Genomic DNA, 23,526 nt, shown 5'->3' with positions numbered 1-23,526 from the left:
CGCTTCCGGACATGCCACGACTCTTCGGTACTGACGGGGTCCGCGGCCTCGCCAACGGCGACGTGTCGGTGGAGCTCGCGCTGTCCCTCGCCCAGGCCTCGGCGGTCGTCCTCGGAAGAGGGCGCAGCGCCGAGGCCCGCCGGCTGCAGCGGCGCCGCCCGACCGCGGTCGTGGCGCGCGATCCGCGCGTGTCGGGGGAGTTCCTCTCGGCGGCCGTCGCCGCGGGGCTGGCCAGCTCCGGTGTGGACGTGCTGGACGCCGGGGTCATCCCGACCCCGGCGGCCGCGTTCCTCATCGCGGACATCCACGCCGACTTCGGCGTCATGATCTCCGCCTCGCACAACCCGGCGCCCGACAACGGCATCAAAATCTTCGCCCGCGGCGGCACCAAGCTCCCGGACGAGGTCGAGGATCGCATCGAGGCGGCGCTCGGGGAGCCGAAGCTGGCCCCGACCGGCGAGGGCGTCGGCAGGATCCGGCGCTTCGCGGACGCCGAGGACCGCTACGTCCTGCACCTGCTGTCGACCCTCCCCGCCCGGCTCACGGGGCTGCACGTCGTGATCGACTGCGCCAACGGCGCCGCGGCGGGCGTGTCCCCCGAGGTGTTCGCCGATGCCGGCGCCAAGGTCACCGTCATCGGCAACGAGCCCAACGGCATCAACATCAACGACGGCGTCGGCTCGACCCACCTCGAACCCCTCGCCGCCGCGGTCATCGCCTACGGCGCGGACCTCGGCATCGCGCACGACGGCGACGCGGACCGCTGCCTCGCGATCGACGCCGATGGCACCGTCGTGGGCGGCGACGAGATCATGGCGATCCTCGCGCTCGGCATGAAGGAGCGCGGCGTCCTGCGCCAGCAGACGCTCGTGACGACGGTCATGAGCAACATCGGCCTCCGGCTGGCGATGCGCGAACACGGCATCGACATCGTGCAGACCCGGGTGGGCGACCGCTACGTGCTGGAGGAGCTCGGCGCGCGCAACCTCTCGCTCGGCGGCGAGCAGTCCGGGCACGTCATCATGACGGACCACGCGACGACCGGCGATGGGCTGCTCACCGGACTGCACCTCGCAGCGGAGGTCGCCCGCACGGGCAAGACGCTCGCCGAGCTCGCCTCGATCGTGACGATGTACCCGCAGGTCCTCGTCAACGTGAAGGGCGTCGATCGCGACCGCCTGGACGGCGACGACGTCATCGCGGAGGCCGTCACCGGCGCTGAGGAGCGTCTCGGCGACACCGGCCGCGTCCTCCTGCGCCCTTCCGGCACGGAGCCGATGGTGCGCGTGATGGTGGAGGCGGCGGATCAGCACACGGCCGAGAACGTCGCGAACGAACTCGCCGACATCGTCCGCGTGCGCCTCGCCGTCGCCTGACCCCGGTCCCCCGACCGAATCGAGGAAGATCGGCCGTGGCCGCCGCCGGCGATGCCGAACCCGGCCCGAACCACGGCGGATCTCCTCGACGTGGTGTCCTGTGCCCGCTGTGCCGGACTAGAGCTTCCGGAGCAGGACCGAGCGGACGCTGTGGTCGGCCGACTTCCGCAGCACGAGCGACGCCCGCGAGCGGGTCGGCAGGATGTTCTGCAGCAGATTCGGCTCGTTGATCTCGGTCCAGATCGAGCGGGCCTTCGCGCGCGCCTCGGTCTCGGTCAGGTCGGCGTAGCGATGGAAGTACGACTTCGGGTCGGCGAACGCGCCCTGCTGCAGCCGGAGGAAGCGCTCCTCGTACCAGGCGGCGATGTGCGACGTGCGCGCGTCGACGTAGATCCCGAAGTCGAACAGGTCGCTGACCGCGAGCCGGCCGCCCACGGTCGGCGGCTGCAGGACGTTGAGCCCCTCGACGAGGAGCACGTCCGGCTGGCGCACCACGATCTCGCCGGTCGGCACGATGTCGTAGCTGAGGTGCGAGTAGAAGGGCGCACGCACCTCCTCGACGCCGCTCTTCACCCGGCTGAGGAAGCGCAGCAGGGATCGGCGGTCGTAGGACTCGGGGAAGCCCTTCCGATCCATCAGGCCCCGGCGCTGCAGCTCCGCGTTCGGCAGGAGGAAGCCGTCGGTGGTGACGAGCTCGACGCGCGGCGTGCTCTCCCAGCGAGACAGCAGCTCCCGGAGCAGGCGGGCGACGGTCGACTTGCCGACCGCGACCGAGCCCGCGATGCCGATCACGAACGGCACCTTCGACTCCCGCTCCCCGAGGAAGGCGCTGGTCTCCTGCTGCAGCGACCGCGTCGCCGTCGCGTACAGGTTGAGCAGGCGGCTCAGCGGAACGTAGACGTCGGCGACCTCGCGCGCGTCGAGCGGCTCGCCCAGCCCGCGGAGGCGCACCAGGTCGGCCTCGCTCACGGGAAGCCCGGCGGAGGGGGCGAGCTCCGCCCAGCGCGCCCGGTCGATCTCGAGGAAGGGGTGGCGCTGGGGGACGTCGAGCCGTTCTCGGACATTCGCTCCAGCGTAGTGTCGCGAGACGATCGCGCCGTTCCGGGCCGCCGCCGCGTCCCGCGCCCCGGCGGCCCCTCGCGGGGCGGCCTCCCGGGGTACAGAGCGAGGACTACCTAGAATTGCCCGCATGTGTGGAATCGTCGGATACGTCGGCACTCGCCCCAGCCTCGGGGTCCTCATCGGGGGCCTCCGCCGCCTCGAGTACCGCGGGTACGACTCCGCCGGGGTCGCGGTGATCGACGGCGATGGTCACCTCTCGACCCACAAGAAGGCCGGCAAGCTCGCCATGCTCACCGACGACCTGGCCGCGTCGCCGATCGCCGACGGCGTGACCGGCATCGGGCACACCCGCTGGGCGACGCACGGTGGCCCGACCGATCGCAACGCGCACCCGCACCTCGGCGACGACGGCAAGCTCGCGCTCATCCACAACGGCATCATCGAGAACTTCTCCGCGCTGAAGGACGAGCTGCTCGCCGAGGGGTACACCTTCACGAGCGAGACCGACACCGAGGTCGCGGCCGTCCTGCTCGGTCACGAGTATCGGGCGACCGGGGACCTCACGCTCGCCTTCCGCAACATCGTGGACCGGCTGCACGGCGCCTTCACCCTGCTGGCGCTGCACCAGGACCAGCCCGGCGTCGTCGTAGGCGCTCGGCGCAACTCCCCGCTCGTGATCGGCCTGGGCGACGGCGAGAACTTCCTGGGCTCGGACGTCGCCGCGTTCGTCGAGCACACGCGACGGGCCGTGGCGATCGGGCAGGACCAGATCGTCACGATCCGCCCCGACTCGATCGAGGTGATCGACTTCGCCGGCAACCCCGTCGAGACCGAGCCCTTCGAGGTGTCGTGGGACGCTGCCGCCGCCGAGAAGGGCGGCTGGTCGAGCTTCATGGCGAAGGAGATCAGCGAGGAGCCCGAGGCGATCGCCAACACCCTGCGCGGCCGCATCGTCGACGGTGCCATCGAGCTGGCGGAGCTCGAGCCGCTGACCGAGGCCCTGGCGGGCGTCGACCGCGTGCTGCTGCTCGCCTGCGGCACGGCCTCCTACGCCGGCATGCTCGGCAAGTACGCGATCGAGAAGTGGGCGGGCATCCCCGCCGACGTCGAGCTGTCGCACGAGTTCCGCTATCGGGACCCGGTGATCGGCAAGAACACGCTCGTCATCTCGATCAGCCAGTCGGGCGAGACCATGGACACCCTCATGGCGGTCAAGTACGCGCAGGAGCGGGGTGCGCGCACCCTCTCCATCTGCAACACGCAGGGCGCCACCATCGCGCGCGAGTCCGACGCCGCGCTCTACACGCACGCGGGACCTGAGGTCGCCGTCGCGAGCACGAAGGCCTTCGTCGCGCAGGTCGCCGCGCTCTACCTCCTCGCCCTGCACCTCGGCACGCTGCGGGGCCACCTTTCCCGGGGGAGCTCGCGACCCACCTGGCCGAGCTGCAGGCGGTGCCGGACAAGCTCGCCACCGTGCTGCGCTCCGGGCGCGAGATCGAGGAGCTCGCCCGCGGCATGTCCGACACGCGCTCCGTCCTGTTCCTCGGCCGCCACGTCGGCTACCCGGTCGCCCTCGAGGGCGCCCTCAAGCTCAAGGAGCTGGCCTACATCCACGCTGAGGGCTTCGCCGCCGGTGAGCTCAAGCACGGGCCCATCGCGCTCATCGAGCCCGGGCAGCGCGTCTTCGTCGTCGTGCCCAGCCCGCGCGAGGGCGGCGTGCTGCACCCGAAGGTCGTCTCCAACATCCAGGAGATCCGCGCCCGCGGGGCCCACGTGATCGCCATCGCCGAGAAGGGCGACGTCGCGGTGCTGCCGTTCGCGGACGACGTGCTGCGCATCCCGCTCGCCGGCCCCCTCTTCGAGCCGCTCCTCGCGGTCGTGCCGCTGCAGATCTTCGCGATGGAGCTGGCCGCCGCCAAGGGCCTCGATGTGGACCAGCCGCGGAACCTCGCCAAGTCGGTCACGGTCGAGTGAGCCCCAGCGGCTCGCGGGGGATCCGGGGAACCGGCACCGATGATCCTCGGCATCGGCGTCGACATCGTGGACATCGCGCGCTTCGAGCGCGCTGTGGGCCGCACGCCGGCTCTCGTCGAGCGGCTGTTCGCCCCCGGCGAACGCGGGCGCCCGGTGCCGTCCCTCGCGGCGCGGTTCGCGGCCAAGGAGGCGCTCATCAAGGCGGTGGGCGACTCCACCGGCTTCCGCTGGCACGACATGGTGGTCGGCTCCGACGAGCACGGGAACCCGTCGATCACCGCCACGGGGGAGTGGCCGAGGTCCTCGCGGCACGCGGGATCACGGAGGTGCACCTCTCCCTGTCGCACGACGGCGGGCTCGCCTGCGCCTTCGTCGTCGCCGAGGGCGGCGCATGAGCGGGCCGCTGCGCGAGGCCGCGGTCGACCTGGGCGCCGTAAGCCGCAACGTCGCCCGCCTGCGCGAGCTCGCCGGAACGCCGCACGCGATGGCGGTCGTGAAGGCGGACGGGTACGGCCACGGGGCCGCCGCGGCCGCACGGGCGGCGCTCGAGGGCGGCGCCGACTGGGTCGGCGTCGCGGACCTCGCCGAGGCGCTCGCCCTCCGCGCGGACGGCATCGACGCGCCGATCCTCGCCTGGCTGCACGACCCCGGCGCCGATTTCGCGCCCGCGATCGCGGCCGGCGTCGATATCGGAGTGTCCACGCTCGACCAGCTGGAGGCCGTCGCCGCCGCTGGAGGATCCACCGTCCCCGTCCTTCAGCTCAAGGTGGAGACGGGACTCAGCCGGAACGGCCTCGCGCCCGAGGACTGGGAGGCCGCCTTCGAGCGCGCAGCGGGCCTCGAGCGGGCCGGCCGCGTGCGGGTCCGCGGGGTGATGTCCCACCTCTCCAATGCGTCTCCGGACGACGATCGGGACGCCGGGGCGGCGTTCGACCGCGCCCTCGCGCTCGCCGAGTCGGCCGGCCTGCGCCCTGAGCTGCGACACCTGGCGAGCACGGCGGCGGCCGTCCGCAGGCCCGAGGCGCGCTACGACCTCGTGCGCCTCGGGATCGGGATGTACGGGCTGTCGCCCTTCGACGACGCGACGAGTGCCGCGCTCGGGCTCACCCCTGCGATGACCCTGCGGACGCGGATCGCGGCCGTCCGGGCGGTGGCCGCCGGAGCGGGCGTGTCCTACGACTACGCGTGGCGGGCGCCAGCAGCGACCCGGCTCGCGCTGGTGCCGGTCGGCTACGCGGACGGCGTGCCCCGGGCGGCCTCCAACCGGGCCGAGGTGTGGATCGGCGGAGAGCGCTTCCCGGTCCGCGGCCGCATCGCCATGGACCAGCTCGTGGTCGAGGTCGGGGACGCCCCCGTGCAGGTGGGCGACCAGGCGGTCCTGTTCGGCGATCCGGCCATCGGCTTTCCGTCCGCGGACGAGTGGGCCGGGTGGGCCGGCACCATCAACTACGAGATCGTCACCCGGATCGGCCCGCGGGTGCAGCGGACGTACGCGTGACGCGCCTCGAGGTGCCGACCGCCGAGGACATGCACCAGCTCGGCCGGCGACTCGGGGAGCAGCTGCGAGCCGGCGACGTCGTCGTGCTCGACGGGCCGCTCGGCGCCGGGAAGACGACGCTCACCCGGGGGCTGGGGGAGGGGCTCGGCGTGCGAGGACCGGTGACCAGCCCCACCTTCGTGCTGGCGCGCACGCACCCGTCGGTCGTCGACGGCCCGCCGCTCGTGCACGTGGACGCCTACCGGCTGGGGTCGCCGGTCGAGCTGGACGACCTCGACATCGACTTCCCGCATGCCGTCGTGGTCGTGGAGTGGGGAGCGGGCATGGTCGAGAGTCTCGCCGAGTCCCGCCTGGAGCTGCTCATCGAGCGCCCGGCGAGCGGGAGCGACGAGGAGGACGAGCCCCGGATCGTGACGGCGACGGGCGTCGGCCCGCGCTGGGCGGACGGCCTCCCGCTCTGACGCCGGGGCGGGCGGCGGCTCGTAGGCTGGAGGGATGCTCCTCGCGATCGACAGCTCGGCCGGCACCAGTGTCGCCGTGGTCGACCGCGCCTACGGGGTGCTCGCGGAGGCGTCCGTCGACGACAACATGCGGCATGCCGAGGTGGTCGGCGAGCTGATCGAGGCCGTCCTGCGGGAGTCCGGCGCGGTGGTTTCCGCGCTCGCCGCGGTCGCGGTCGGCGTCGGACCCGGGCCGTTCACCGGTCTGCGGGTCGGGATGGCCGCGGCACGGACCTTCGCTCTCGCGGCAGGCATCCCGCTCCTCGGCGTCGTGAGCCACGACGCGATCGCGCTCGGGGCGTACGGAGGCGAGGGCTGGGGCGAGCTGCTCGTCACCACGGATGCACGCCGCCGCGAGCTGTACTGGTCCCGCTACGAGGGCCTCGACTCTCTGGGCCTGCCGCGGCGGGCAGCCGGGCCCGCGCTCGCCCGGCCGGACGAGATCCCTTCGGCGCCTCGCCGCATCGACGCCACGGCCGTGTCCGCGGCCTCCCTCGGACTGCTCGCGGAGCGCGTCCGCGCTTCCGGCCGGGCCGCCGAGCCGATCGAGCCGCTCTACCTGCGGTCGCCCGACGTGACCCTGGCCGTGCCGAAGCGGGTGACCTCGTGACCTGGCGCCTCCGGCGAGCGGGGATTGCGGACCTCGAGGGGATCATGGACATCGAGCGCGCGACCTTCCCCGCCGACGCGTGGTCGGCGCAGACCATGGCGCACGAGCTCGCCGACCCCAACGGCTTCTACATCGTGGCCGAGTCCGCGGACGGCGAGCTGGACGGCTACGCCGGGCTCCTGGCGCCGGCCGGGGCGGAGGACGCGGACGTCCAGACCGTCGCCGTCGTCGAGCGCGCTCGCCGCCGGGGGATCGGGCGGATGCTCGTCACCGCGCTCCTCGCGGAGGCCGACGACCGGGGCGCGTTGCGGGTCTTCCTCGAGGTGCGCGCCGACAACCCGAGCGCGCAGCAGCTCTACCGCACGCTCGGCTTCGCCGAGGTCGGCGTGCGCCGGGGGTACTACCAGCCGGAGGGCGTCGATGCCATCGTGATGCGCAGGAGCGCTTCGCGGGGAGAGCCTGCGGAGGATCCCGCATGAGCGCGCCCCTGGTCCTCGGCATCGAGACCTCCTGCGACGAGACGGGTGTCGGGATCGTGCGCGGACGCGAGCTCCTCGCCAACGTCATCTCCTCCTCCATGGAGGAGCACGCCCGGTACGGCGGCGTCGTGCCCGAGGTGGCGGCCCGCGCGCACCTCGAGGCCATCGAGCCGGCCCTGCGCCAGGCGCTCGAGACCGCGGGGATCGGCTTCGGCGACCTCGACGCGCTCGCGGTCACCGCGGGGCCGGGGCTCGCGGGCGCGCTCATGGTGGGGGTGGGCGCCGCCAAGGGACTCGCGACGGCGACCGGGCTGCCGCTCTACGGTGTCAACCACCTCGTCGGCCACGTCGGCGCCGACCTGCTGAGGCCGCCAGGGGAGGAGCCGTCGCCGCCGCTCGACGAGCCCACCATCGCGCTGCTGGTGTCCGGCGGCCACACCTCGCTCCTGCTCGTGCGCGACCTCGTCACCGACGTCGAGCTGCTCGGCGAGACCATCGACGACGCCGCGGGGGAGGCGTTCGACAAGGTCGCGCGGATCCTCGGACTGCCCTACCCGGGCGGTCCGGAGATCGACCGTGCGGCCGTCGGCGGCGACCCTGCGGCGATCCGCTTCCCGCGCGGACTCACGCAGCAGAAGGACCTCGACCGGCATCGCTACGACTTCTCCTTCTCGGGACTCAAGACGGCCGTGGCCCGCTGGGTCGAGCGGGCGCGCGACGAAGGGCGCCCCGTCCCGGTCGCCGACGTGGCGGCTGGCTTCCGCGAGGCGGTCGCCGAGGTGCTCCTCACCAAGGCCGTCGCGGCCTGCGTCGACTCGGGCGTCCCCCGGCTGCTCCTCGGGGGCGGTGTCGTCGCCAATGCACGCGTGCGTGCGCTCGCCGAGGAGCGCTGCGCCGCTGCGGGCATCGCGCTCCGGGTTCCTCCGCTGTCGCTCTGCACGGACAACGGCGCCATGATCGCCGCCGTCGGCGCAGGACTGGTGACCGCGGGGCGGCCGCCGTCGGGCCTCTCCTTCGGTGCGGACTCCACCCTGCCGGTCACGGACGTCGCTGTTCGGTGACCGCGAGCGCCCCCGAACGGGTGACCTCGACACGGCGCGGCGCTGATTGACACCTCATACACCGACTGGGACGATGGCAACGCCCGCCGGACCTTCGGTGTTGCTGTGAATCCAGGAGCCTGTTCCCATGTCCCAGTCCATCCAGCCGGCTCCCTCGTACGGGCAGGCACCGGGCCCGGAGCAGCCGTTCAACATCCTCAGCATCGTGGCCTTCGTGCTGTCGGTCGTCGGGATCTCGGTCGTCGCGATCATCCTGGGCCACATCGGTCTCGGCCAGACGAAGACCCGTGGCGAACGGGGCCGCGGATTCGCGATCGCGGCCCTGATCATCGGCTACGTCACGCTCGTGCTCGAGATCCTCGCCGTGATCGCGGTCATCCTGATCGCCGCCGGCGTCTACGCGACGTCCGGCGTGAGCTACGCCCCCTGACCTCCCTGAAAGGAATGCAGTCATGACCGACCAGACCCCTCCCCCGTCCCGCCGCAGGAGCCGTCCTACGCGGCCCAGCCCGCGCAGAGCCCGTACGCCGCGGCGCCGCAGTCGCCGTACACGGGTGGCGCGCCCGCCCAGAAGTCGCCGATCCTCAGCATCCTGTCGCTCGTCGCCGGAATCATCGGCGTCGTCGGCTTCTTCGTCGTCTTCTTCCCGATCGTCGGGTCGATCCTGCAGCTCTTCATCCCGGCCGCCGCGATCGTGCTCGGCTTCCTCGGGAAGAAGCGCGAGCCGTGGGCCTCCAAGGGCCTCTGGATGACGGGCATCATCCTCGGCTTCGTCGGTCTGGCGATCGCGATCATCTCGCTCATCGGCTGGATCGTCCTCTTCGCCAACTACGGCACGGTTCAGACCTACTGAGCACCCTCGCAGAACCGGCCGGCGCCCGCGTGGTGCCGGCCGGTTCTCGCTGTCCTGACAAGGAGAACGCGTGACCGACCTTCCGCAGCTGTACGCGCCCGCGCCGAGTGCGCAGCCGGTGGCCGCCACGCCGCTCAGCCTCGCCGCCCTGCTCACCGGGATCGGCGGGATCGTCTTCGGCTGGGCCTTCCTGGGCCTTCCGTCGATCGCCGCCGTCGTGCTCGGGCACCTCGCGCTCCGCCGGGAAGCGGACGGGCGGCGGCTTGCGCTGCCCGGGCTGATCCTCGGCTACGTCGGCATCGCGGGAGCAGTGCTGCTCGTCGTCCTGATCGTTGCGTCCCTCACCCTGCCCTTCCTCTTCCTCGGCCTCTACCCCCGCTACACCGGCCTGTGAGCGAGACCCCGGCCGAACCGGTCCTCACGGAGGAGGTGGGGCTCGACCACGTCGCCGGCGATGACTCGACGCGCCGGCCGCGACGCGCTCCCCGGCCGCCCGCCGACGGGCGCGCGGTCGCCGCACTCGTGCTGTCGCTCGTCGGGCTGCACGTCCTGGGCGTGATCCTCGGCCACGTCGCCCTCGCTCGCATCCGCCGGACGGGGGCCGGAGGCCGCGGAATGGCGATCGCCGGACTGGTGCTCGGCTACACCGGGCTCGTGCTCGCCCTGGTCTGGTGGACGGTCTACTTCTCGGTGATCGCGCCGCTCGTGACGCTGCCCGGCTGACGCACTCGCCGGGCGAGGATCGCCGTCCGGCGCCCTGCGACGGGCGCCAGCAGCAGGGTCGCCTCCGCATCGCCCCGCAGGCCCAGCCGCTTGCGGAACACGGCGGGGTCGACGTCGACCCCGCGCTTCTTGATCTCGAGGCGGCCGATGCCGCGGTCCCGGAGCTCCCGCGCGATGCGCCGCTCGTCGAGCGGGAGGACCTCCTCGACCTCGAAGCTCGCGAGGAACGGGGAGTCGGGCGCGGTGTCGCCGGTCAGATAGGCGATCCCGGGGCTCAGCATCCCGGCGCCCACGGCGCGGGCGAGGTCGCCGATCAGTCGCGCGCGGATGACGGCGCCGGCCGGCTCGTGCACGAAGCGGCCGAGCGGCACCACGGGCTCGTCGGCGCTGTCCGCGCCGCCCGTCAGCTCTGCGCTCCCGCCGTCGCCGAGCACCACCGCGCTCCGGAGGACGCCCGGCCGGGCCAGAGCGCCGGACCAGAGGGTGAGCTCGACCGTCTCGCCGCCCGCCGTCACCCACTGCGCCTCCAGGTCGGCGGGGATCCGCGAGCGGTCGAACGCCGGCGCCAGCTTCATTCCGGTGGGGCGGGAGGCCGCCAGCTGGAAGCAGAAGTCCAGCGAGGGGGACCACTCGTCCGCGCCGACCCGGCGCCCGCCGGACGCCGCAGTCCGGCGCGCGGGGTCGAGGAAGACCGCGGTGTCGGGCGCGAGCTCCACCTGCTCGGCGTCGGCGACGTCGACGGCGACCGAGGGGAAGGGGGCGAGGTTGTAGGCCGCGACGGCCGCGGTGACCGGATCCCGATCGACCGCGAGCACCTCGAGGTCGAGCGCGCCCATCGCCAGAGCGTCCCCGCCGATGCCGCACCCCAGATCCGTCACCCGTGCCACGCCCGCTCGGGCGAAGCGGCCCGCGTGGAGGGCGGCGACCGGAAGCCGGGTGGCCTGCTCCAGCCCCGTCTCGGTGAAGAGCATGCGCGAGGCGAACTCGCCGAACTTCGCTGCGGCGCGCTGCCGCAGCCGAGCCTGAGTCAGGACGCTGGCGACCAGCGCAGGGGAGTGCCCGGCGCGGCGGAGGTCCGCGGACAGGCGCAGAACGTCGTTCCCTGATCCGTACGGCGGGATGCTGTCGAGCAGGCGCAGCCCCTCGGCCGACAGCAGCTCCAGCACTTCCTCGTCGCGCATCGCACCACGCTAGCCGCCCGCGGCGGACGCTGGCACTCGCATTGCAGGAGTGCCAACAGAGCCCCTAGACTCGGGTTTAGCACTCCGATGGGTCGTGTGCTAACCACGTCGAAGGTCAAGAAAGAAGAGGTCAACCGTGCCGGTTACCATCAAGCCGCTCGAGGATCGAATCGTCATCCAGCAGGTGGAGGCGGAGCAGACCACTGCCTCCGGCCTCGTGATCCCCGACACCGCGAAGGAGAAGCCCCAGGAGGGCGAGGTCGTCGCGGTCGGTCCGGGCCGGATCGACGACAACGGCAACCGCGTTCCGCTCGACGTCGCCGTGGGCGACCGGGTGCTCTACTCCAAGTACGGCGGCACCGAGGTCAAGTTCGGGGGCGACGAGTTCCTCGTCCTGTCCGCTCGTGACGTGCTGGCCGTCGTGGTCCGCTGAGACGCAGCTCCTCTCGAAGGGCCCGGCCGACTACGGCCGGGCCCTTCGTGCGTCTTCCGGGCCCGGGCGGAGGAATGTGACGGCCGGGCCCTTCGTGCACTCCGCCCCACCGGTCGCCCTCCGTGTACTGATCCTCGGCAGCCGCGCCTAGAGTGGAGGGAATGACCGCCGATCGCCCGCTCACCGGCCGGGACGCGTCGCGCACCGGCTTCCTCGCGGCGATCAGCGCCCATCTGCTCTGGGGCTTCCTGCCGCTCTACTTCCTCGTCCTCGCGCCGGCGGGCCCCTTCGAGATCGTCGCCTGGCGGGTCGTGTTCTCGCTCGTCCTGTGCATCGTCCTCGCCACCGTGCTGCGGGGCTGGGGGCGCATCCTGACGGTGCTCCGCACGCCGCGCCTGCTGTGGACGCTCGGCCTCGCCGCCGTCTTCATCTTCATCAACTGGCAGGTCTACGTGATCGCCGCGGTGAGCGGGCAGGTGGTCGAGGCGGCCCTCGGCTACTTCATCAACCCGATCGTCACGGTCCTGCTCGGCGTCTTCGTCTTCCGGGAGCGCCTGCGGCCGCTGCAGTGGTGCGCCATCGGGATCAGCGGCGTCGCGGTGATCGTGCTCGTCGTCGCCCATGGCGCCTTCCCGGTCATCGCGCTCGCCCTCGCGTTCTCCTTCGGCCTCTACGGCCTCACCAAGAAGCGCCTCGGCCCGGACGTGGACGCCCTCACCGGCTTCGCGGTCGAGACCGCCTGGCTGTTCGTGCCGTCAGTGGGCATCCTGATCGCCGTCGCCTCCTCGGGCCTGCTGGCGTTCGGCTCGGCCGGGCCCGGCAACGCGCTCCTGCTCATGGCGGCCGGCCCGATGACCGCGATCCCGCTCCTCCTCTTCGCGACCGCGGCGCGCCGCCTCCCGCTGAGCGCGCTCGGCTTCATCCAGTACTCGACGCCGATCCTGCAGTTCGTGCTGGGCGTGGTCGTCCTGCACGAGGACATGCCGCCCGAGCGATGGGCGGGCTTCGCGCTCGTCTGGCTGGCCCTCGTCGTGCTCAGCGTCGACCTCGTGCGCGTCGCGAGGCGCCCCCGTCTCGTCCCGGTGTCGCCCGGAATCTGACCGCCTCCGTCCGCTCTCCCGCCCGCCCGGATGCCGCGGTACGGCAACCCTAGACGAGCAATTCTCAGCGTCCTCCCTGCGTGGTGTTACACGTCCGTAACGTGTCAGTAGCACGCAGTGCCCCGATAACACGTACGGTGGCCGCACGGCATTGCATCGCCGTGCCCTTTCACATCCACAGCAAGGAGCTTTATGAGCGCCCTCTCGAAGGCCTCGGCCTCCCGCTCGCGCATGCTCAAGTCAACTCTCGGCGGCTTCGCCGTGCTCGGTGTCAGCGCCCTCGTGCTGTCCGCCTGCGCGACGTCCGGCTCGGGCGGCGGCGGCGGCAACGACAGCAACGGCGGCGGGTCCGCTGAAGACCTCACCCTCAACCTCGGCACGATCCTGCCGCAGACCGGCACGCTGGCCGTCCTCGGCCCGCCGGAGTTCGCGGGAGTCGACCTGGCCGTCCAGGACATCAACGACGCCAAGGCCGGCATCACCGTCAAGGTGAACCACAAGGACTCGGGTGACACCACCACGGACCTCGCCACGCAGTCGGTCACCGCGCTGCTGTCGTCCGGCGTCAGCGCCATCGTCGGCGCCGCGTCGTCCGGTGTCTCGCTGAGCGTCATCGACCAGGTCACGGGAGCCGGTGTCGTGCAGCTCTCGCCGGCGAACACCTCGCCCGCGTTCAGCTCCTACGACGACGACGGCTACTACTGGCGCACCGCCCCCTCGGACGTGCTCCAGGGCCAGGTCGTCGGCCAGAAGATCGCCTCCGACGGTGCCACCACCGTCTCGATCCTCTACGGCAACAACGACTACGGCATCGGGCTGAACGACAACGTCAAGAAGACGCTGGAGGCCCAGGGCGTCCAGGTCGTCGCCGACGTCACCTTCGACGAGGCGGCCACCGACTTCGCCGGTGCGGTCACCGACGTGCTCGCGCCGAACCCCGACGCGGTGCTCATGATCTCCTACGACGAGATCAAGAGCGCCTCGGAGCAGTTCGCGAGCCGCGGCTTCGACTTCTCCAAGCTCTACGGCGTCGACGGCAACTACGGCGTCATCACCGAGAAGGACACCAACGTCGACATCGCGGGGGCGCAGTTCACGAACCCAGGCGTGCAGGCGAGCGAGGACTTCCAGGGTCGTCTGCAGGACCTCGTGAAGAGCCAGGGCAACGCCCCGCTCACGGTGTTCAGCTATGGCCCCGAGTCCTACGACGGCACCACCCTGATCGCGCTCGCCGCGCTCCAGGGCGGCGCGACCGACGGTGCGACCATCCGCGACAACCTGCAGGCGGTGTCGGAGAAGGGCACGAAGTGCGACAACTTCGCCGACTGCGCCAAGCTGATCGCTGACGGCGAGGACATCGACTACGAGGGTCAGTCCGGCCCGGTCACGTTCGACGAGAACGGCGACCCGAGCCAGGCCTACGTGTCGATCTACAAGTACGAGGCCGGCAACAAGACCGCGTACGAGGATTCCGTCTTCGGCGACCTCACCAAGTAGCACCCGCACGACAGGAACGGGGTCCGGCTTCGGCCGGGCCCCGTTCTGCGTTCCGGCGCAGGTGACCTGCTCACATACGCGCCGGGCCGATGCCGCGCTCAGCCGCCGAAGCCGCAGGTCGCGGCGACGTACTGCAGCAGCCGGTCCTTGATGCCGTCCGCGAGCTCCAGCGGGAAGTGCCGCTCGATCCCCTCGGCGTCGATCGCCACGATGGGAAGGCGCGTGCCCACCTTGTCCTCGGCCACGGCGTGCGGATCGCAGCGGTTGGGGACGATGGCGAGGTCGAAGCTCGTCGAGGCGTCCGTGCCTGCGATTCGGAGGCCGAGCGGCCAAGCGCCGCCCGCCGCGGACTCGAGGAGCACCGTGGAATCGACGCGGACGAGCTCGACGGCGGTCTGCGCCCCGCTGGGGCTCGAAACGACGGTCAGGTGGGCCACGGAGTCGGCGCCGGACCCTTCGACGCTCAGAGCGGCCCCCTGGAGCGCCGTGACGCCGCTCACCGCCTGGCCTGCGCAGTCCTCCGCGGCGATCCTCGCGAGGCTGCCGATCGGATCACCCGCCGGAACCTCCGCCGTGCCGCTCCGACCGTCGGGGAGCGCGAACTGCAGGGTCACGACGGGACCCGCGCCGGTGGCGCCGCAATCGGAGTCCGGCAGGATCACGCGGAGGTCGCGCGTGACACCCGCTGGAATCGTGGAGGAGCGCTTCTGCCAGACCGCGGGGGCGACGAAGGAGGGTGAGGCGAACGCGGCGCCCGTCACGGTCAGGCGCTGGTCGCTGCCGTTGACGATGCGGATCGCGAGCGCGTGCGCCGAGCGGTCCGAGCGGTACTGCTCGACGTCGACGCGGACGCCATCCGGCAGCGCCGCGCTTGTCGAGGCCGGCGCAGGCGGCGAGGCCGTGCAGCCCGCGAGGGCACCGGCCGCGACCAGGCCGGCCAGGGCGAGGGTGCCGGCGCTGCGGCGGCGGGCGGCCCCGCTCAGGCCTTCTTCGCCGCTTCCTGGTCGGCGGCCAGCGTGCCGAGGTAGAGCTCGATGACCTTGGGATCGTTCATCAGTTCGCGGCCCTTGCCCGTGTAGGCGTCACGCCCTTGATCGAGCACATAGCCGCGGTCGCAGATCTGCAGGCATCGCCGTGCGTTCTGCTCGACGATGAGCACCGAGACGCCGGCACGGTTGATCTCAGACACGTTGATGAACGTCTCGTCCTGCCGCACGGGGAGAGGCCGGCGCTCGGCTCGTCGAGGAGCAGCACCGACGGGTCCATCATGAGCGCCCGGGACATGGCGACCATCTGGCGCTCGCCTCCGGACAGCGAGCCCGCGCGCGCCTTCAGGCGCTTGGAGAGCTCGGGGAAAAGGCCGGCGACGAACTGCAGCCGCTCGTTGTAGATCTTCGGCTTCTGGTACAGCCCCATCTGGAGGTTCTCCTCGATGGTGAGGCTGGGGAAGACGTTGTTCGTCTGCGGCACGAAGCCGACGCCCTTGCCGACCAGCTTGTCGGCGCCGAGGCCCGTGATGTCCTCGCCGCCGAGCGTCACCGACCCCTCGCGGATGCCGACGAGCCCGAAGACGGCCTTCAGCAGCGTCGACTTCCCGGCGCCGTTCGGGCCGATGATGCCGACGAGCTCTCCGCGTCCCACGTACATGTTGCAGCCGTTGAGGATGTTGACGCCGGGGATGTACCCCGCGACCAGGTCGCGGGTCTCCAGGATGATGTCATCGGCCATGCTCTGCCGCCTCCTCTTCGAGGTCACGGCGGACCATGTCCGACTCCATGTCCTTCGCGATCTCCAGCTGGCCGCTCAGCGTGCCCAGGTCGGTGTCGTGGTGGGCACCCAGGTAGGCGTCGATGACGGCCGGGTCGCTCATCACCGTGGCGGGCGGCCCCTCGGCCACCACGCGGCCCTCCGCCATGACGATGACCCAGTCCGCGATCTCCTGCACCACGTGCATGTCGTGCTCGACGAAGAGCACGGTCATCCCCTGCTCCTTGAGGTCGAGGATGTGTCCGAGCAGCGACTGGGTGAGCGCCGGGTTCACGCCCGCCATCGGCTCGTCGAGCATCACGAGGACCGGATCGCTCATGAGCGCTCGCGCCATCTCGAGCAGCTTGCGCTGGCCGCCGGAGAGACTCGCGGCGTAGTCGTCGCGCTTGGTGTCGAGCTTGAAGCGCTCGAGCAGCGACATCGCCTTCTCGGTGATCGCCTCCTCGCGCTTCGCCCACCCGCCGCGGAAGAGAGCGCGGAACATGTTCTCGCCCGGCTGGTGCGTGGCGCCGAGGAGCATGTTGTCCATGACCGTCATGAGGCTCAGTGCCTTGGTCAGCTGGAAGGTGCGGACCATTCCGCGCCGGGACACCCGGTAGGCGGGGATGCGGGCGAGGTCCTGGCCCTGGAACGTCCACGTGCCCGTGTTGGGCTGGTCGAACCCGGTCAGCAGGTTGAAGAAGGTCGTCTTGCCCGCACCGTTCGGCCCGATCAGTGCGGTGATGGCGTTCGCCGGGATCTCGACATGGGCGACGTCGACGGCGGTGAGCCCGCCGAAGCGGCGGCTGACCTGATCGGCGACGATGATCGGGTTCTTCTTCGGCACTCCGGCTGCGACCGGGCCGGCCACGAGGTCGGCGACAGGGGTCTTAGGCACTGAAGAACACCTCCTTCTTGTTGCCCAGGAGCCCCTGTGGCCGGAAGACCACGAGGAGCGCGAGGGCGACGCCCACGATGATGAAGCGGATCGGACCCTGCTGCGTGCTGGTCAGCGGCAGCCAGTGGTTCGAGATGGCGAGCGACAGGATGCCGTCCGACAGGGAGAGCACCACCCAGAACAGCATCGCACCGATGATCGGCCCGAAGACCGTGGTCGCGCCCCCGAGCAGCATGATCGTGTAGAGGAAGAACGTCAGCTGTGTGCCGTAGTTGTCGGGCTGCAGGCTGCGGGGAGGATGAACAGCGCGCCCGCGATGCCGCCCAGGATGCCGCCGAAGATGAGCGCCTGCATCTTGTAGGAGAAGACGTTCTTGCCGAGGCTGCGCACGGCGTCCTCGTCCTCGCGGATGCCGCGGATGACGCGGCCCCACGGGCTGCGGATCAGCAGGTACACGAGAAGGCACGCGATCAGCACGAGGGCCCAGCCGACGACGCGGACCCACAGCTGGTCTGCCGTGTAGGTCAGCACGCCGAAGCCGTAGCGGCCCTCGGGGATCGGGTTGAGGTCGTTGAACGCCCGGCTGGCGCCGTTCAGGCCCGTGGCTCCGCCGGTGACATCCGTCAGCTCCGCGGTCTTCACCGAGAGCCGGATGATCTCCGCCGCCGCGATGGTGACGATGCTCAGGTAGTCGGCGCGCAGCCGCAGGGTCGGGATGCCGAGGATGAGCGCGAACACCGTCGCCGCCACGATCGTGGCGAGGAACGCGAACGGCACCGGCCAGCCGAGCTTGAGCGACGTGATCGCGAAGGCATAGCCGCCGACGGCCATGAAGCCGGCCTGGCCGAAGTTGAGCAGTCCGGTGAAGCCGAAGTGCACGACGAGGCCGATGGTGGCGAGCGCGTAGGCGGCGGTGGTGGGGGAGACGGCCTCGCCGAGGGCGAGCCAGATGAAGTTCAGATCCATGGTCCGGTTCCTCCCGTCAGCCGACCCGTTCCCGGCGGCCCAGGATTCCCTGGGGCCGGAACAGCAGGATCAGGATCAGCACGACGAGTGCTGCTGCATACTTCAGGTTCTCGGGCAGCACCAGCGTCGACAGGTTCATGAAGATGCTGAGCACGAGCGAGCCGACGAGCGCGCCGAACGCCGAGCCCAGGCCTCCCAGCGTGACCGCCGCGAAGATGAGCAGCAGAATCGCGCTTCCCGTGTCCCAGCGCAGCGCCTGGTAGTACGCGATGAGCACGCCCGCCAGCGCCGCGAGGGCCGCGGCGCCGATCCACACGAAGCGGATCACGCGGTTCACGTTGATGCCGGACGCGGACGCGAGCGCCGAGTTGTCGGAGACCGCGCGGGCGGCCTTCCCGAGCTTCGTCCGCAGCATCACGTAGGCCACGACGAGCAGCACCACGATGCTGAGGACCGCGCCCATCACGTCGGTGAAGCGCAGGCTCACGGGTCCGAGCACGAGGAACGGCTTCGGGTTGTTCGGCAGCGTCAGGCGGTCCGCGCCGTAGAAGAGCACGAACACGTAGCGGGTCGCGAGGGCGAGGCCGATGCTCACGATCATCAGCGGGATCAGGGCCACTCGGCGCCGGCGCAGCGGGTTCCAGATCGCGAAGTCCTGCACGAAGCCGAAGAGCCCGCCGAGGACGACGGCTCCGAGGATCGCGAGCCAGCCGGGCGCGCCGAGCTGCGTCAGAGTGAACGCCATCAGGCCGCCGAAGGTCACCAGCTCGCCGTGCGCGAAGTTGTTCAGGCCGGTGGTGCCGTAGATGAGCGAGGCGCCGATCGACGCGAGGGCGAGGAGGAGGCCGAAGATCAGGCCCGTCACGAGCTTCGTGAGGACGACGCCCCAGAACCCCGTGCCGCCGGTGTTGGCCGACGGGGGCACCGTTCCGGTCGCCTCGTCCGTCGCGCCGGGCGACGGGGTGGCGCCCGAGCTCGGGGTGGTCGAGCCGCCACCGGTTGCGGTCGTCGAGGCGAGGAAGTTCGCGGGGACGTTCTTGTTCGTCTGCGCGACCTTCACCTCCCGCGGGTTGGAGCCCTCGGGGAGGGTGCCGGAGGCCTCGGGGATCGTGCTCGGGTCGACCTCGACCTGGTACGTGCCCGGGCCCGGGAGGCCGACGTAGACGCGGCCGTCCTGGTCGGTCGTGAAGGCGCCGTCGAAGTCGTCGCCGGTCACCGTCACCGCGACGCCGGGGATGCCGGCCTTGTCGCTGGTCTGCCGGATCCAGACGGCGATCGTCTCCTCCGCCGTGTTCGGGTCGATCACGTCGGTCCCCGCCCGCACCGCGGGGGCGGCGCTCGCAGGCGCCGCAACGGCGGCGAACGCCGCGAGGAAGCCGACCATGAGCCCGAGCAGGGTGGCGAGAAGTCGCCGGGTCCGGTGTCCGTACGCAGTCACACAGCCTCCAGTGTTGCCTGCAGGTCGCCGGCTCTGACGTTCAATTGTCGGGAGACGACACTACGTCGTCATTGTTGCCTGCATGTTTCCGCATGACCGGTGGCAAGTCCAGGATGTCGGGAAGGAATGGACGCGCGCGCGGTTAACATGTATCACCGGTTCGGCAGCGTCGCTTCCCGGAAGCAGCTTTTCCTGGTCCGTCTGCGGGCGGCGACGAAAGGGGATCCATGGAGGGTCACGACCCGTTCGGCTTCATCGGCCTGACCTACGACGACGTCATGCTGCTCCCCGGGCACACCGACGTCATCCCGAGCGAGGCGGACACGTCCTCCCGCCTGACGCGGCGCATCCGGGTCTCCGCCCCGCTGCTGTCCTCCGCGATGGACACCGTCACCGAGTCGCGCATGGCGATCGCCATGGCGCGCCAGGGCGGCATCGGCGTGCTGCACCGCAACCTCTCCATCCAGGACCAGGCCGCCCAGGTCGATCAGGTGAAGCGGTCCGAGTCCGGCATGATCACGAACCCGGTCACCACGACCCCGGATGCGACCGTCGCCGAGGTGGACCAGCTCTGCGGCCGGTTCCGCATCTCCGGCCTGCCGGTCGTCGAGGGCGACGGCAAGCTCGTCGGCATCATCACCAACCGCGACATGCGCTTCGTGTCGCCCTTCGAGAAGTCCACGACGCTCGTCCGGGACGTGATGACGAGCGAGGGGCTCATCACCGCTCCCGTCGGCATCGACCCCGACTCGGCCGTCGCGATCTTCGCGCAGCACAAGATCGAGAAGCTGCCGCTCGTCGACGCCGAGGGCGTCTGCGCGGGCTCATCACGGTGAAGGACTTCGACAAGAGCGAGAAGTACCCGAACGCGACGAAGGATGCCGAGGGCCGGCTGCGCGTCGGCGCGGCGATCGGCTTCTTCGGCGACGCGTGGGATCGCGCCGGCGCGCTGCGGGATGCAGGCGTCGACATCCTCGTGGTCGACACCGCCAACGGCGACTCCGCCGGGGTGCTCGACATCATCCGCCGCCTGAAGGCGGACCCGTCGTTCGCCGCCATCGACATCATCGGCGGCAACGTGGCGACCCGGTCGGGCGCGCAGGCGCTCGTCGACGCGGGCGTGGACGCCGTCAAGGTGGGCGTCGGTCCCGGCTCGATCTGCACCACGCGCGTCGTCGCGGGCGTCGGCGTTCCCCAGGTCACCGCCGTGTACGAGGCGTCGCTCGCCGCAGGGCCCGCCGGCGTCCCCGTGATCGCGGACGGCGGCCTCCAGTACTCGGGCGACATCGCCAAGGCGCTGGTCGCGGGTGCGGACACCGTCATGCTCGGCTCGCTGCTCGCCGGCACCGACGAGAGCCCGGGCGACCTCGTCTTCGTGAACGGCAAGCAGTTCAAGGCGTACCGCGGCATGGGCTCCCTGGGTGCCCTGCAGACCCGGGGCAAGAAGACGTCCTACTCGCGCGACCGCTACTTCCAGGCGGACGTGCCGAGCGACGAGCAGCTGATCGCCGAGGGCATCGAGGGCCAGGTGCCCTACCGCGGCCCGGTCTCGAGCGTCGTGTACCAGCTGACGGGCGGCCTCCGCCAGTCGATGTTCTACGTGGGCGCCCGCAGCATCGAGGAGCTGAAGGAGCGTGGCCGCTTCGTCCGGATCACGGCGGCGGGCCTCAAGGAGTCCCACCCCCACGACGTCCAGATGGTGGTCGAGGCCCCCAACTACCGCCGCTGACCCTTCCGCGGGTGTAACCGCCATACCGCGGGTGTTACTAGGCCCGCAGGTTGGCGGTTTCACCCGCGCTCTCCACCGCGGCGGTGGCTCCTCCCCAGGAGCGAGGGCGCCCCGGATCCCCACGTCTCCAGGCCGTGCCGGCGGCCGGCGCACTCCACGCGCGACGGTTGCCGGATGCTTCCGGAATTCGCTGCTTCAGGGCTCCTGCTCAGCTCCGACCTCCAGCGCATCGGCGCCTCGGAGCGGACCCTTCAGCGGGCGCTCGAGCGCCAGGCGCTGGTTCGTGTGCGACGCGGCGCCTACGTGGACGCCGTTCATTGGAGCGGACTCGACGGGCGGGGCCGGCTCCTGCTCCGAATGCGGGCGGTCGCAGAAGCCGCCAGCCGGGATGTGATCTTCTGCGGCTTCTCGGCAGCGGCTGCCTGGAACCTGCCCTTCCTCGGGGACTGGCCGGATCGCGTGGAGGTGCTGTGTGAGCCGGCGCAGGGCGGACGCTCGGAGTGGGACGTGATCCGACGTCCGCGAGAGCTGAGAGGCCTCCGGGTCAACGAAGTCCAGGGACTGTTGGTGACAGGAGCTGCGGTCACCGTGGTGGACCTGTCCCGGCGGCTCGCCTTCGCTCCCGCCGTCGGAGTTGTGGACGCGGCGATGGCCGGTCGCGCCGGCCAGGCGGTCACCAGGACGGACCTCTTGGCGGAGCTGGAAAGGGAACCGAGTCGGCGAGGAAGGTCGGCGGCTCGATCGGCGATCGAATTCGGCGTGGGAGTCTCCGACTCGTTCGGTGAATCGTTCGCGCGCGCTCGGCTGCATGAGCTCGGCTATGCACCTCCGGAGCTTCAGGTGCCCATCGCGGATGGGCGCGGCCTCGTCGGTGTAGTGGACTTCTTCTGGCCGGGACTGGGCATCGTCGGCGAGTTCGACGGTGCCGTGAAGTATCTGCGCGAGGAGTTTCGCGGTGGCAGGACGGCAGCCGAAGTGGTCTGGCGCGAGAAGCAGCGCGAGGATCGGCTGCGGAGGCGGACCACCGGCCTGTTCCGCCTCGTCTGGGCGGACCTCATGGATCCGCCGCGCATGGACGGAATCGTCCGCTCCAGCGGTCTCCGCCCGGTTGCGCGGGTGTAACCGCCACACTGCGGGCCTAGTTACGCCCGCGCAATGGCGGTTACACCCGCGGTTCCTTGGGAACCAACGCGTTGAGGGGGAGGTGGGGGAGCGCCCAGGCAGGGGAAGCGGGGGCGCCGGTAGGCTGGGAGGGTGAGCATGGACTTCGAGATCGGGCGCGCCAAGCGCGCTCGGCGGGCCTACGCGTTCGACGACATCGCGGTCGTGCCCTCGCGTCGCACCCGGGATCCCGAGGACGTGTCCACCACGTGGACCATCGACGCGTTCCAGTTCGCGATCCCCGTGCTCAGCGCACCCATGGACTCGGTCGCGTCGCCGGACACCGCCATCGCCATCGGGCGCCTCGGCGGGCTCGGCGTGCTCAACCTCGAGGGGCTCTGGACCCGGTACGAGGATGCGGCGGACAAGCTCGCCGGCCTGCGTGAGCTCGGGCCGGCGGAGGCGACCGCCGCCATGCGCCGCCTCTACGACGCCCCGATCCAGCCGGAGCTCATCCAGAGCCGCCTCGCCGAGATCCGCGCCGCCGGCGTGCCCGTCGCGGGCGCGCTCAGCCCGCAGCGGACGCAGGAGCACTACCAGACGGTCGTCGAGGCCGGCGTCGACCTCTTCGTCATCCGCGGCACCACCGTGTCCGCGGAGCACGTCTCGAAGACGCGCACGCCGCTGAACCTCAAGGAGTTCATCTACGAGCTCGACGTCCCCGTCATCGTCGGTGGCGCGTCCACCTACATGGCGGCCCTGCACCTCATGCGCACCGGGGCGGCGGGCGTGCTGGTCGGCTTCGGCGGGGGTGCGGCGTCCACCACCCGCACCGCCCTCGGCATCCATGCACCCATGGCGACCGCCATCGCGGATGCGGCAGGCGCTCGCCGCGACTACCTGGACGAGTCCGGGGGCCGGTACGTGCACGTCATCGCGGACGGCGGACTCGGCACCGCGGGCGACATGGTCAAGGCCATCGCGGTCGGCGCGGACGCGGTCATGCTCGGCACCGCTCTCGCCCGCGCCACGGATGCGCCCGGCGGCGGCTGGCACTGGGGACCCGAGTCGCACCACCTCGAGCTGCCCCGCGGCAACCGGGTCGAGGTCGGCCAGGTGGCCCCGCTCGAGCAGATCCTCTTCGGCCCCACTCCGGTGGCCGATGGAACAGCCAACCTCATCGGAGCGTTGAAGAGGTCGATGGCCACGACGGGCTACTCCGACCTGAAGGAGTTCCAGCGGGTGGAGGTCGTCGTCGCACCGTACCGGGTGTAGCAACTCGCCCACCGGCGCGGTGCAGC

The 23,526-nt window shown here is 71.4% G+C and carries 21 protein-coding genes and 5 pseudogenes; 18 read left to right on the top strand and 8 right to left on the bottom strand.

All coding sequences use genetic code 11. The features are described from left to right. Positions 1 to 11: 11 nt before the first annotated feature. Positions 12 to 1,376, top strand: coding sequence for a phosphoglucosamine mutase (glmM, locus tag QUE51_RS04370; protein WP_286278391.1), 1,365 nt, complete (start codon positions 12 to 14; stop codon positions 1,374 to 1,376). A 117-nt stretch (positions 1,377 to 1,493) separates the two neighbouring features. On the opposite strand, the gene coaA is transcribed toward glmM, so the two are convergent. Further along, positions 1,494 to 2,393 (bottom strand): type I pantothenate kinase, encoded by a 900-nt coding sequence (coaA, locus tag QUE51_RS04365; protein ID WP_434017259.1) that lies wholly within the window; start codon positions 2,391 to 2,393, stop codon positions 1,494 to 1,496. A 172-nt stretch (positions 2,394 to 2,565) separates the two neighbouring features. On the opposite strand from coaA, the pseudogene glmS reads away from it, so the two are divergent. The 8 genes and pseudogenes from glmS to QUE51_RS04325 all read left to right on the top strand — a co-directional run bounded on the left by glmS (position 2,566) and on the right by QUE51_RS04325 (position 8,990). Further along, positions 2,566 to 4,412 (top strand): annotated as a pseudogene (gene glmS / locus QUE51_RS04360) (glutamine--fructose-6-phosphate transaminase (isomerizing)). A gap of 39 nt (positions 4,413 to 4,451) precedes the next feature. Beyond that, a pseudogene (locus tag QUE51_RS04355) lies at positions 4,452 to 4,807 on the top strand (holo-ACP synthase). After that, on the top strand, positions 4,804 to 5,910 hold the full coding sequence (gene alr / locus QUE51_RS04350) for an alanine racemase (protein ID WP_286278390.1): 1,107 nt from the start codon (positions 4,804 to 4,806) through the stop codon (positions 5,908 to 5,910). Before QUE51_RS04355 ends, alr begins: the two are co-directional and overlap by 4 nt. Beyond that, a complete protein-coding gene (gene tsaE, locus QUE51_RS04345) occupies positions 5,907 to 6,371 on the top strand; it encodes a tRNA (adenosine(37)-N6)-threonylcarbamoyltransferase complex ATPase subunit type 1 TsaE (RefSeq protein ID WP_286278389.1) in 465 nt (154 codons plus the stop codon). Before alr ends, tsaE begins: the two co-directional genes overlap by 4 nt. Positions 6,372 to 6,405: 34 nt before the next feature. Further along, positions 6,406 to 7,020 (top strand): tRNA (adenosine(37)-N6)-threonylcarbamoyltransferase complex dimerization subunit type 1 TsaB, encoded by a 615-nt coding sequence (gene tsaB, locus QUE51_RS04340; RefSeq protein ID WP_286278387.1) that lies wholly within the window; start codon positions 6,406 to 6,408, stop codon positions 7,018 to 7,020. Continuing rightward, the gene (rimI, locus tag QUE51_RS04335; RefSeq protein ID WP_286278386.1) at positions 7,017 to 7,499 is read left to right on the top strand and encodes a ribosomal protein S18-alanine N-acetyltransferase; all 483 of its coding nucleotides are present in this window, start codon (positions 7,017 to 7,019) and stop codon (positions 7,497 to 7,499) included. The genes tsaB and rimI overlap by 4 nt, the downstream gene beginning before the upstream one ends. Beyond that, on the top strand, positions 7,496 to 8,560 hold the full coding sequence (tsaD, locus tag QUE51_RS04330) for a tRNA (adenosine(37)-N6)-threonylcarbamoyltransferase complex transferase subunit TsaD (protein WP_286278385.1): 1,065 nt from the start codon (positions 7,496 to 7,498) through the stop codon (positions 8,558 to 8,560). Before rimI ends, tsaD begins: the two co-directional genes overlap by 4 nt. Before the next feature lie 127 nt (positions 8,561 to 8,687). Beyond that, positions 8,688 to 8,990, top strand: coding sequence for a DUF4190 domain-containing protein (locus tag QUE51_RS04325; protein WP_286278384.1), 303 nt, complete (start codon positions 8,688 to 8,690; stop codon positions 8,988 to 8,990). Positions 8,991 to 9,055: 65 nt separating this feature from the next. Here the strand turns inward: QUE51_RS04325 and QUE51_RS04320 are convergent, their stop codons facing one another. Next, complete coding sequence (locus tag QUE51_RS04320) at positions 9,056 to 9,238, bottom strand: hypothetical protein (RefSeq protein WP_286278382.1); 183 nt, start codon at positions 9,236 to 9,238, stop codon at positions 9,056 to 9,058. Between the two features lie 16 nt (positions 9,239 to 9,254). Between QUE51_RS04320 and QUE51_RS04315 the strand changes: the two genes are divergently transcribed. The 3 genes from QUE51_RS04315 (at position 9,255) to QUE51_RS04305 (ending at position 10,136) form a co-directional block, all read left to right on the top strand. Continuing rightward, positions 9,255 to 9,413: a hypothetical protein gene (locus tag QUE51_RS04315; RefSeq protein WP_286278380.1), complete on the top strand. Its 159-nt coding sequence runs from the start codon at positions 9,255 to 9,257 to the stop codon at positions 9,411 to 9,413. 70 nt (positions 9,414 to 9,483) lie between these two features. After that, positions 9,484 to 9,807, top strand: a complete 324-nt coding sequence (locus QUE51_RS04310; protein WP_286278378.1) for a DUF4190 domain-containing protein — start codon at positions 9,484 to 9,486, stop codon at positions 9,805 to 9,807. Then, positions 9,804 to 10,136: a DUF4190 domain-containing protein gene (locus QUE51_RS04305; RefSeq protein ID WP_286278376.1), complete on the top strand. Its 333-nt coding sequence runs from the start codon at positions 9,804 to 9,806 to the stop codon at positions 10,134 to 10,136. Before QUE51_RS04310 ends, QUE51_RS04305 begins: the two co-directional genes overlap by 4 nt. Here the strand turns inward: QUE51_RS04305 and QUE51_RS04300 are convergent. Beyond that, positions 10,094 to 11,317: a class I SAM-dependent methyltransferase gene (locus QUE51_RS04300; RefSeq protein ID WP_286278374.1), complete on the bottom strand. Its 1,224-nt coding sequence runs from the start codon at positions 11,315 to 11,317 to the stop codon at positions 10,094 to 10,096. The genes QUE51_RS04305 and QUE51_RS04300 overlap by 43 nt on opposite strands. Positions 11,318 to 11,453: 136 nt before the next feature. Here QUE51_RS04300 and groES point away from each other — a divergent pair, with 136 nt between their 5' ends. The 3 genes from groES to QUE51_RS04285 all read left to right on the top strand — a co-directional run bounded on the left by groES (position 11,454) and on the right by QUE51_RS04285 (position 14,347). After that, complete coding sequence (gene groES / locus QUE51_RS04295; RefSeq protein ID WP_286278372.1) at positions 11,454 to 11,750, top strand: co-chaperone GroES; 297 nt, start codon at positions 11,454 to 11,456, stop codon at positions 11,748 to 11,750. A 161-nt stretch (positions 11,751 to 11,911) separates the two neighbouring features. Continuing rightward, positions 11,912 to 12,850: an EamA family transporter RarD gene (gene rarD, locus QUE51_RS04290; RefSeq protein WP_286278371.1), complete on the top strand. Its 939-nt coding sequence runs from the start codon at positions 11,912 to 11,914 to the stop codon at positions 12,848 to 12,850. A 192-nt stretch (positions 12,851 to 13,042) separates the two neighbouring features. Continuing rightward, the gene (locus tag QUE51_RS04285; RefSeq protein WP_286278370.1) at positions 13,043 to 14,347 is read left to right on the top strand and encodes an ABC transporter substrate-binding protein; all 1,305 of its coding nucleotides are present in this window, start codon (positions 13,043 to 13,045) and stop codon (positions 14,345 to 14,347) included. Positions 14,348 to 14,445: 98 nt separating this feature from the next. Here QUE51_RS04285 and QUE51_RS04280 read toward each other — a convergent pair whose 3' ends face one another. The 5 genes and pseudogenes from QUE51_RS04280 to QUE51_RS04260 all read right to left on the bottom strand — a co-directional run bounded on the left by QUE51_RS04280 (position 14,446) and on the right by QUE51_RS04260 (position 19,395). Continuing rightward, positions 14,446 to 15,108 carry a hypothetical protein gene (locus QUE51_RS04280; protein WP_286278368.1) on the bottom strand — a complete coding sequence of 221 codons (663 nt, stop codon included), beginning with the start codon at positions 15,106 to 15,108 and terminating at the stop codon, positions 14,446 to 14,448. Positions 15,109 to 15,326: 218 nt separating this feature from the next. Further along, positions 15,327 to 16,075: pseudogene (locus tag QUE51_RS04275) on the bottom strand (ABC transporter ATP-binding protein). Further along, the gene (locus QUE51_RS04270; RefSeq protein WP_286278367.1) at positions 16,065 to 16,991 is read right to left on the bottom strand and encodes an ABC transporter ATP-binding protein; all 927 of its coding nucleotides are present in this window, start codon (positions 16,989 to 16,991) and stop codon (positions 16,065 to 16,067) included. The pseudogene QUE51_RS04275 and the gene QUE51_RS04270 overlap by 11 nt, the downstream one beginning before the upstream one ends. After that, positions 16,984 to 17,957: pseudogene (locus QUE51_RS04265) on the bottom strand (branched-chain amino acid ABC transporter permease). Before QUE51_RS04265 ends, QUE51_RS04270 begins: the two are co-directional and overlap by 8 nt. Positions 17,958 to 17,973: 16 nt before the next feature. Next, positions 17,974 to 19,395, bottom strand: a complete 1,422-nt coding sequence (locus QUE51_RS04260; protein WP_286278366.1) for a branched-chain amino acid ABC transporter permease — start codon at positions 19,393 to 19,395, stop codon at positions 17,974 to 17,976. A 227-nt stretch (positions 19,396 to 19,622) separates the two neighbouring features. Here QUE51_RS04260 and guaB point away from each other — a divergent pair. The 3 genes and pseudogenes from guaB to QUE51_RS04245 all read left to right on the top strand — a co-directional run bounded on the left by guaB (position 19,623) and on the right by QUE51_RS04245 (position 23,500). Next, a pseudogene (guaB, locus tag QUE51_RS04255) lies at positions 19,623 to 21,124 on the top strand (IMP dehydrogenase). A 174-nt stretch (positions 21,125 to 21,298) separates the two neighbouring features. Further along, complete coding sequence (locus QUE51_RS04250; RefSeq protein WP_286278365.1) at positions 21,299 to 22,246, top strand: hypothetical protein; 948 nt, start codon at positions 21,299 to 21,301, stop codon at positions 22,244 to 22,246. A 138-nt stretch (positions 22,247 to 22,384) separates the two neighbouring features. Continuing rightward, entirely contained in the window at positions 22,385 to 23,500 is a 1,116-nt protein-coding gene (locus tag QUE51_RS04245) for a GuaB3 family IMP dehydrogenase-related protein (protein WP_286279255.1), read from the top strand. The last annotated feature ends 26 nt before the right edge of the window (positions 23,501 to 23,526 follow it).

It is taken from the genome of Naasia aerilata, from assembly GCF_030296595.1.
Lineage (GTDB): Bacteria > Actinomycetota > Actinomycetes > Actinomycetales > Microbacteriaceae > Naasia > Naasia aerilata.
Note: the sequence above shows the minus strand (reverse complement) of the source record. Positions and strands in the feature narration are given on the sequence as shown.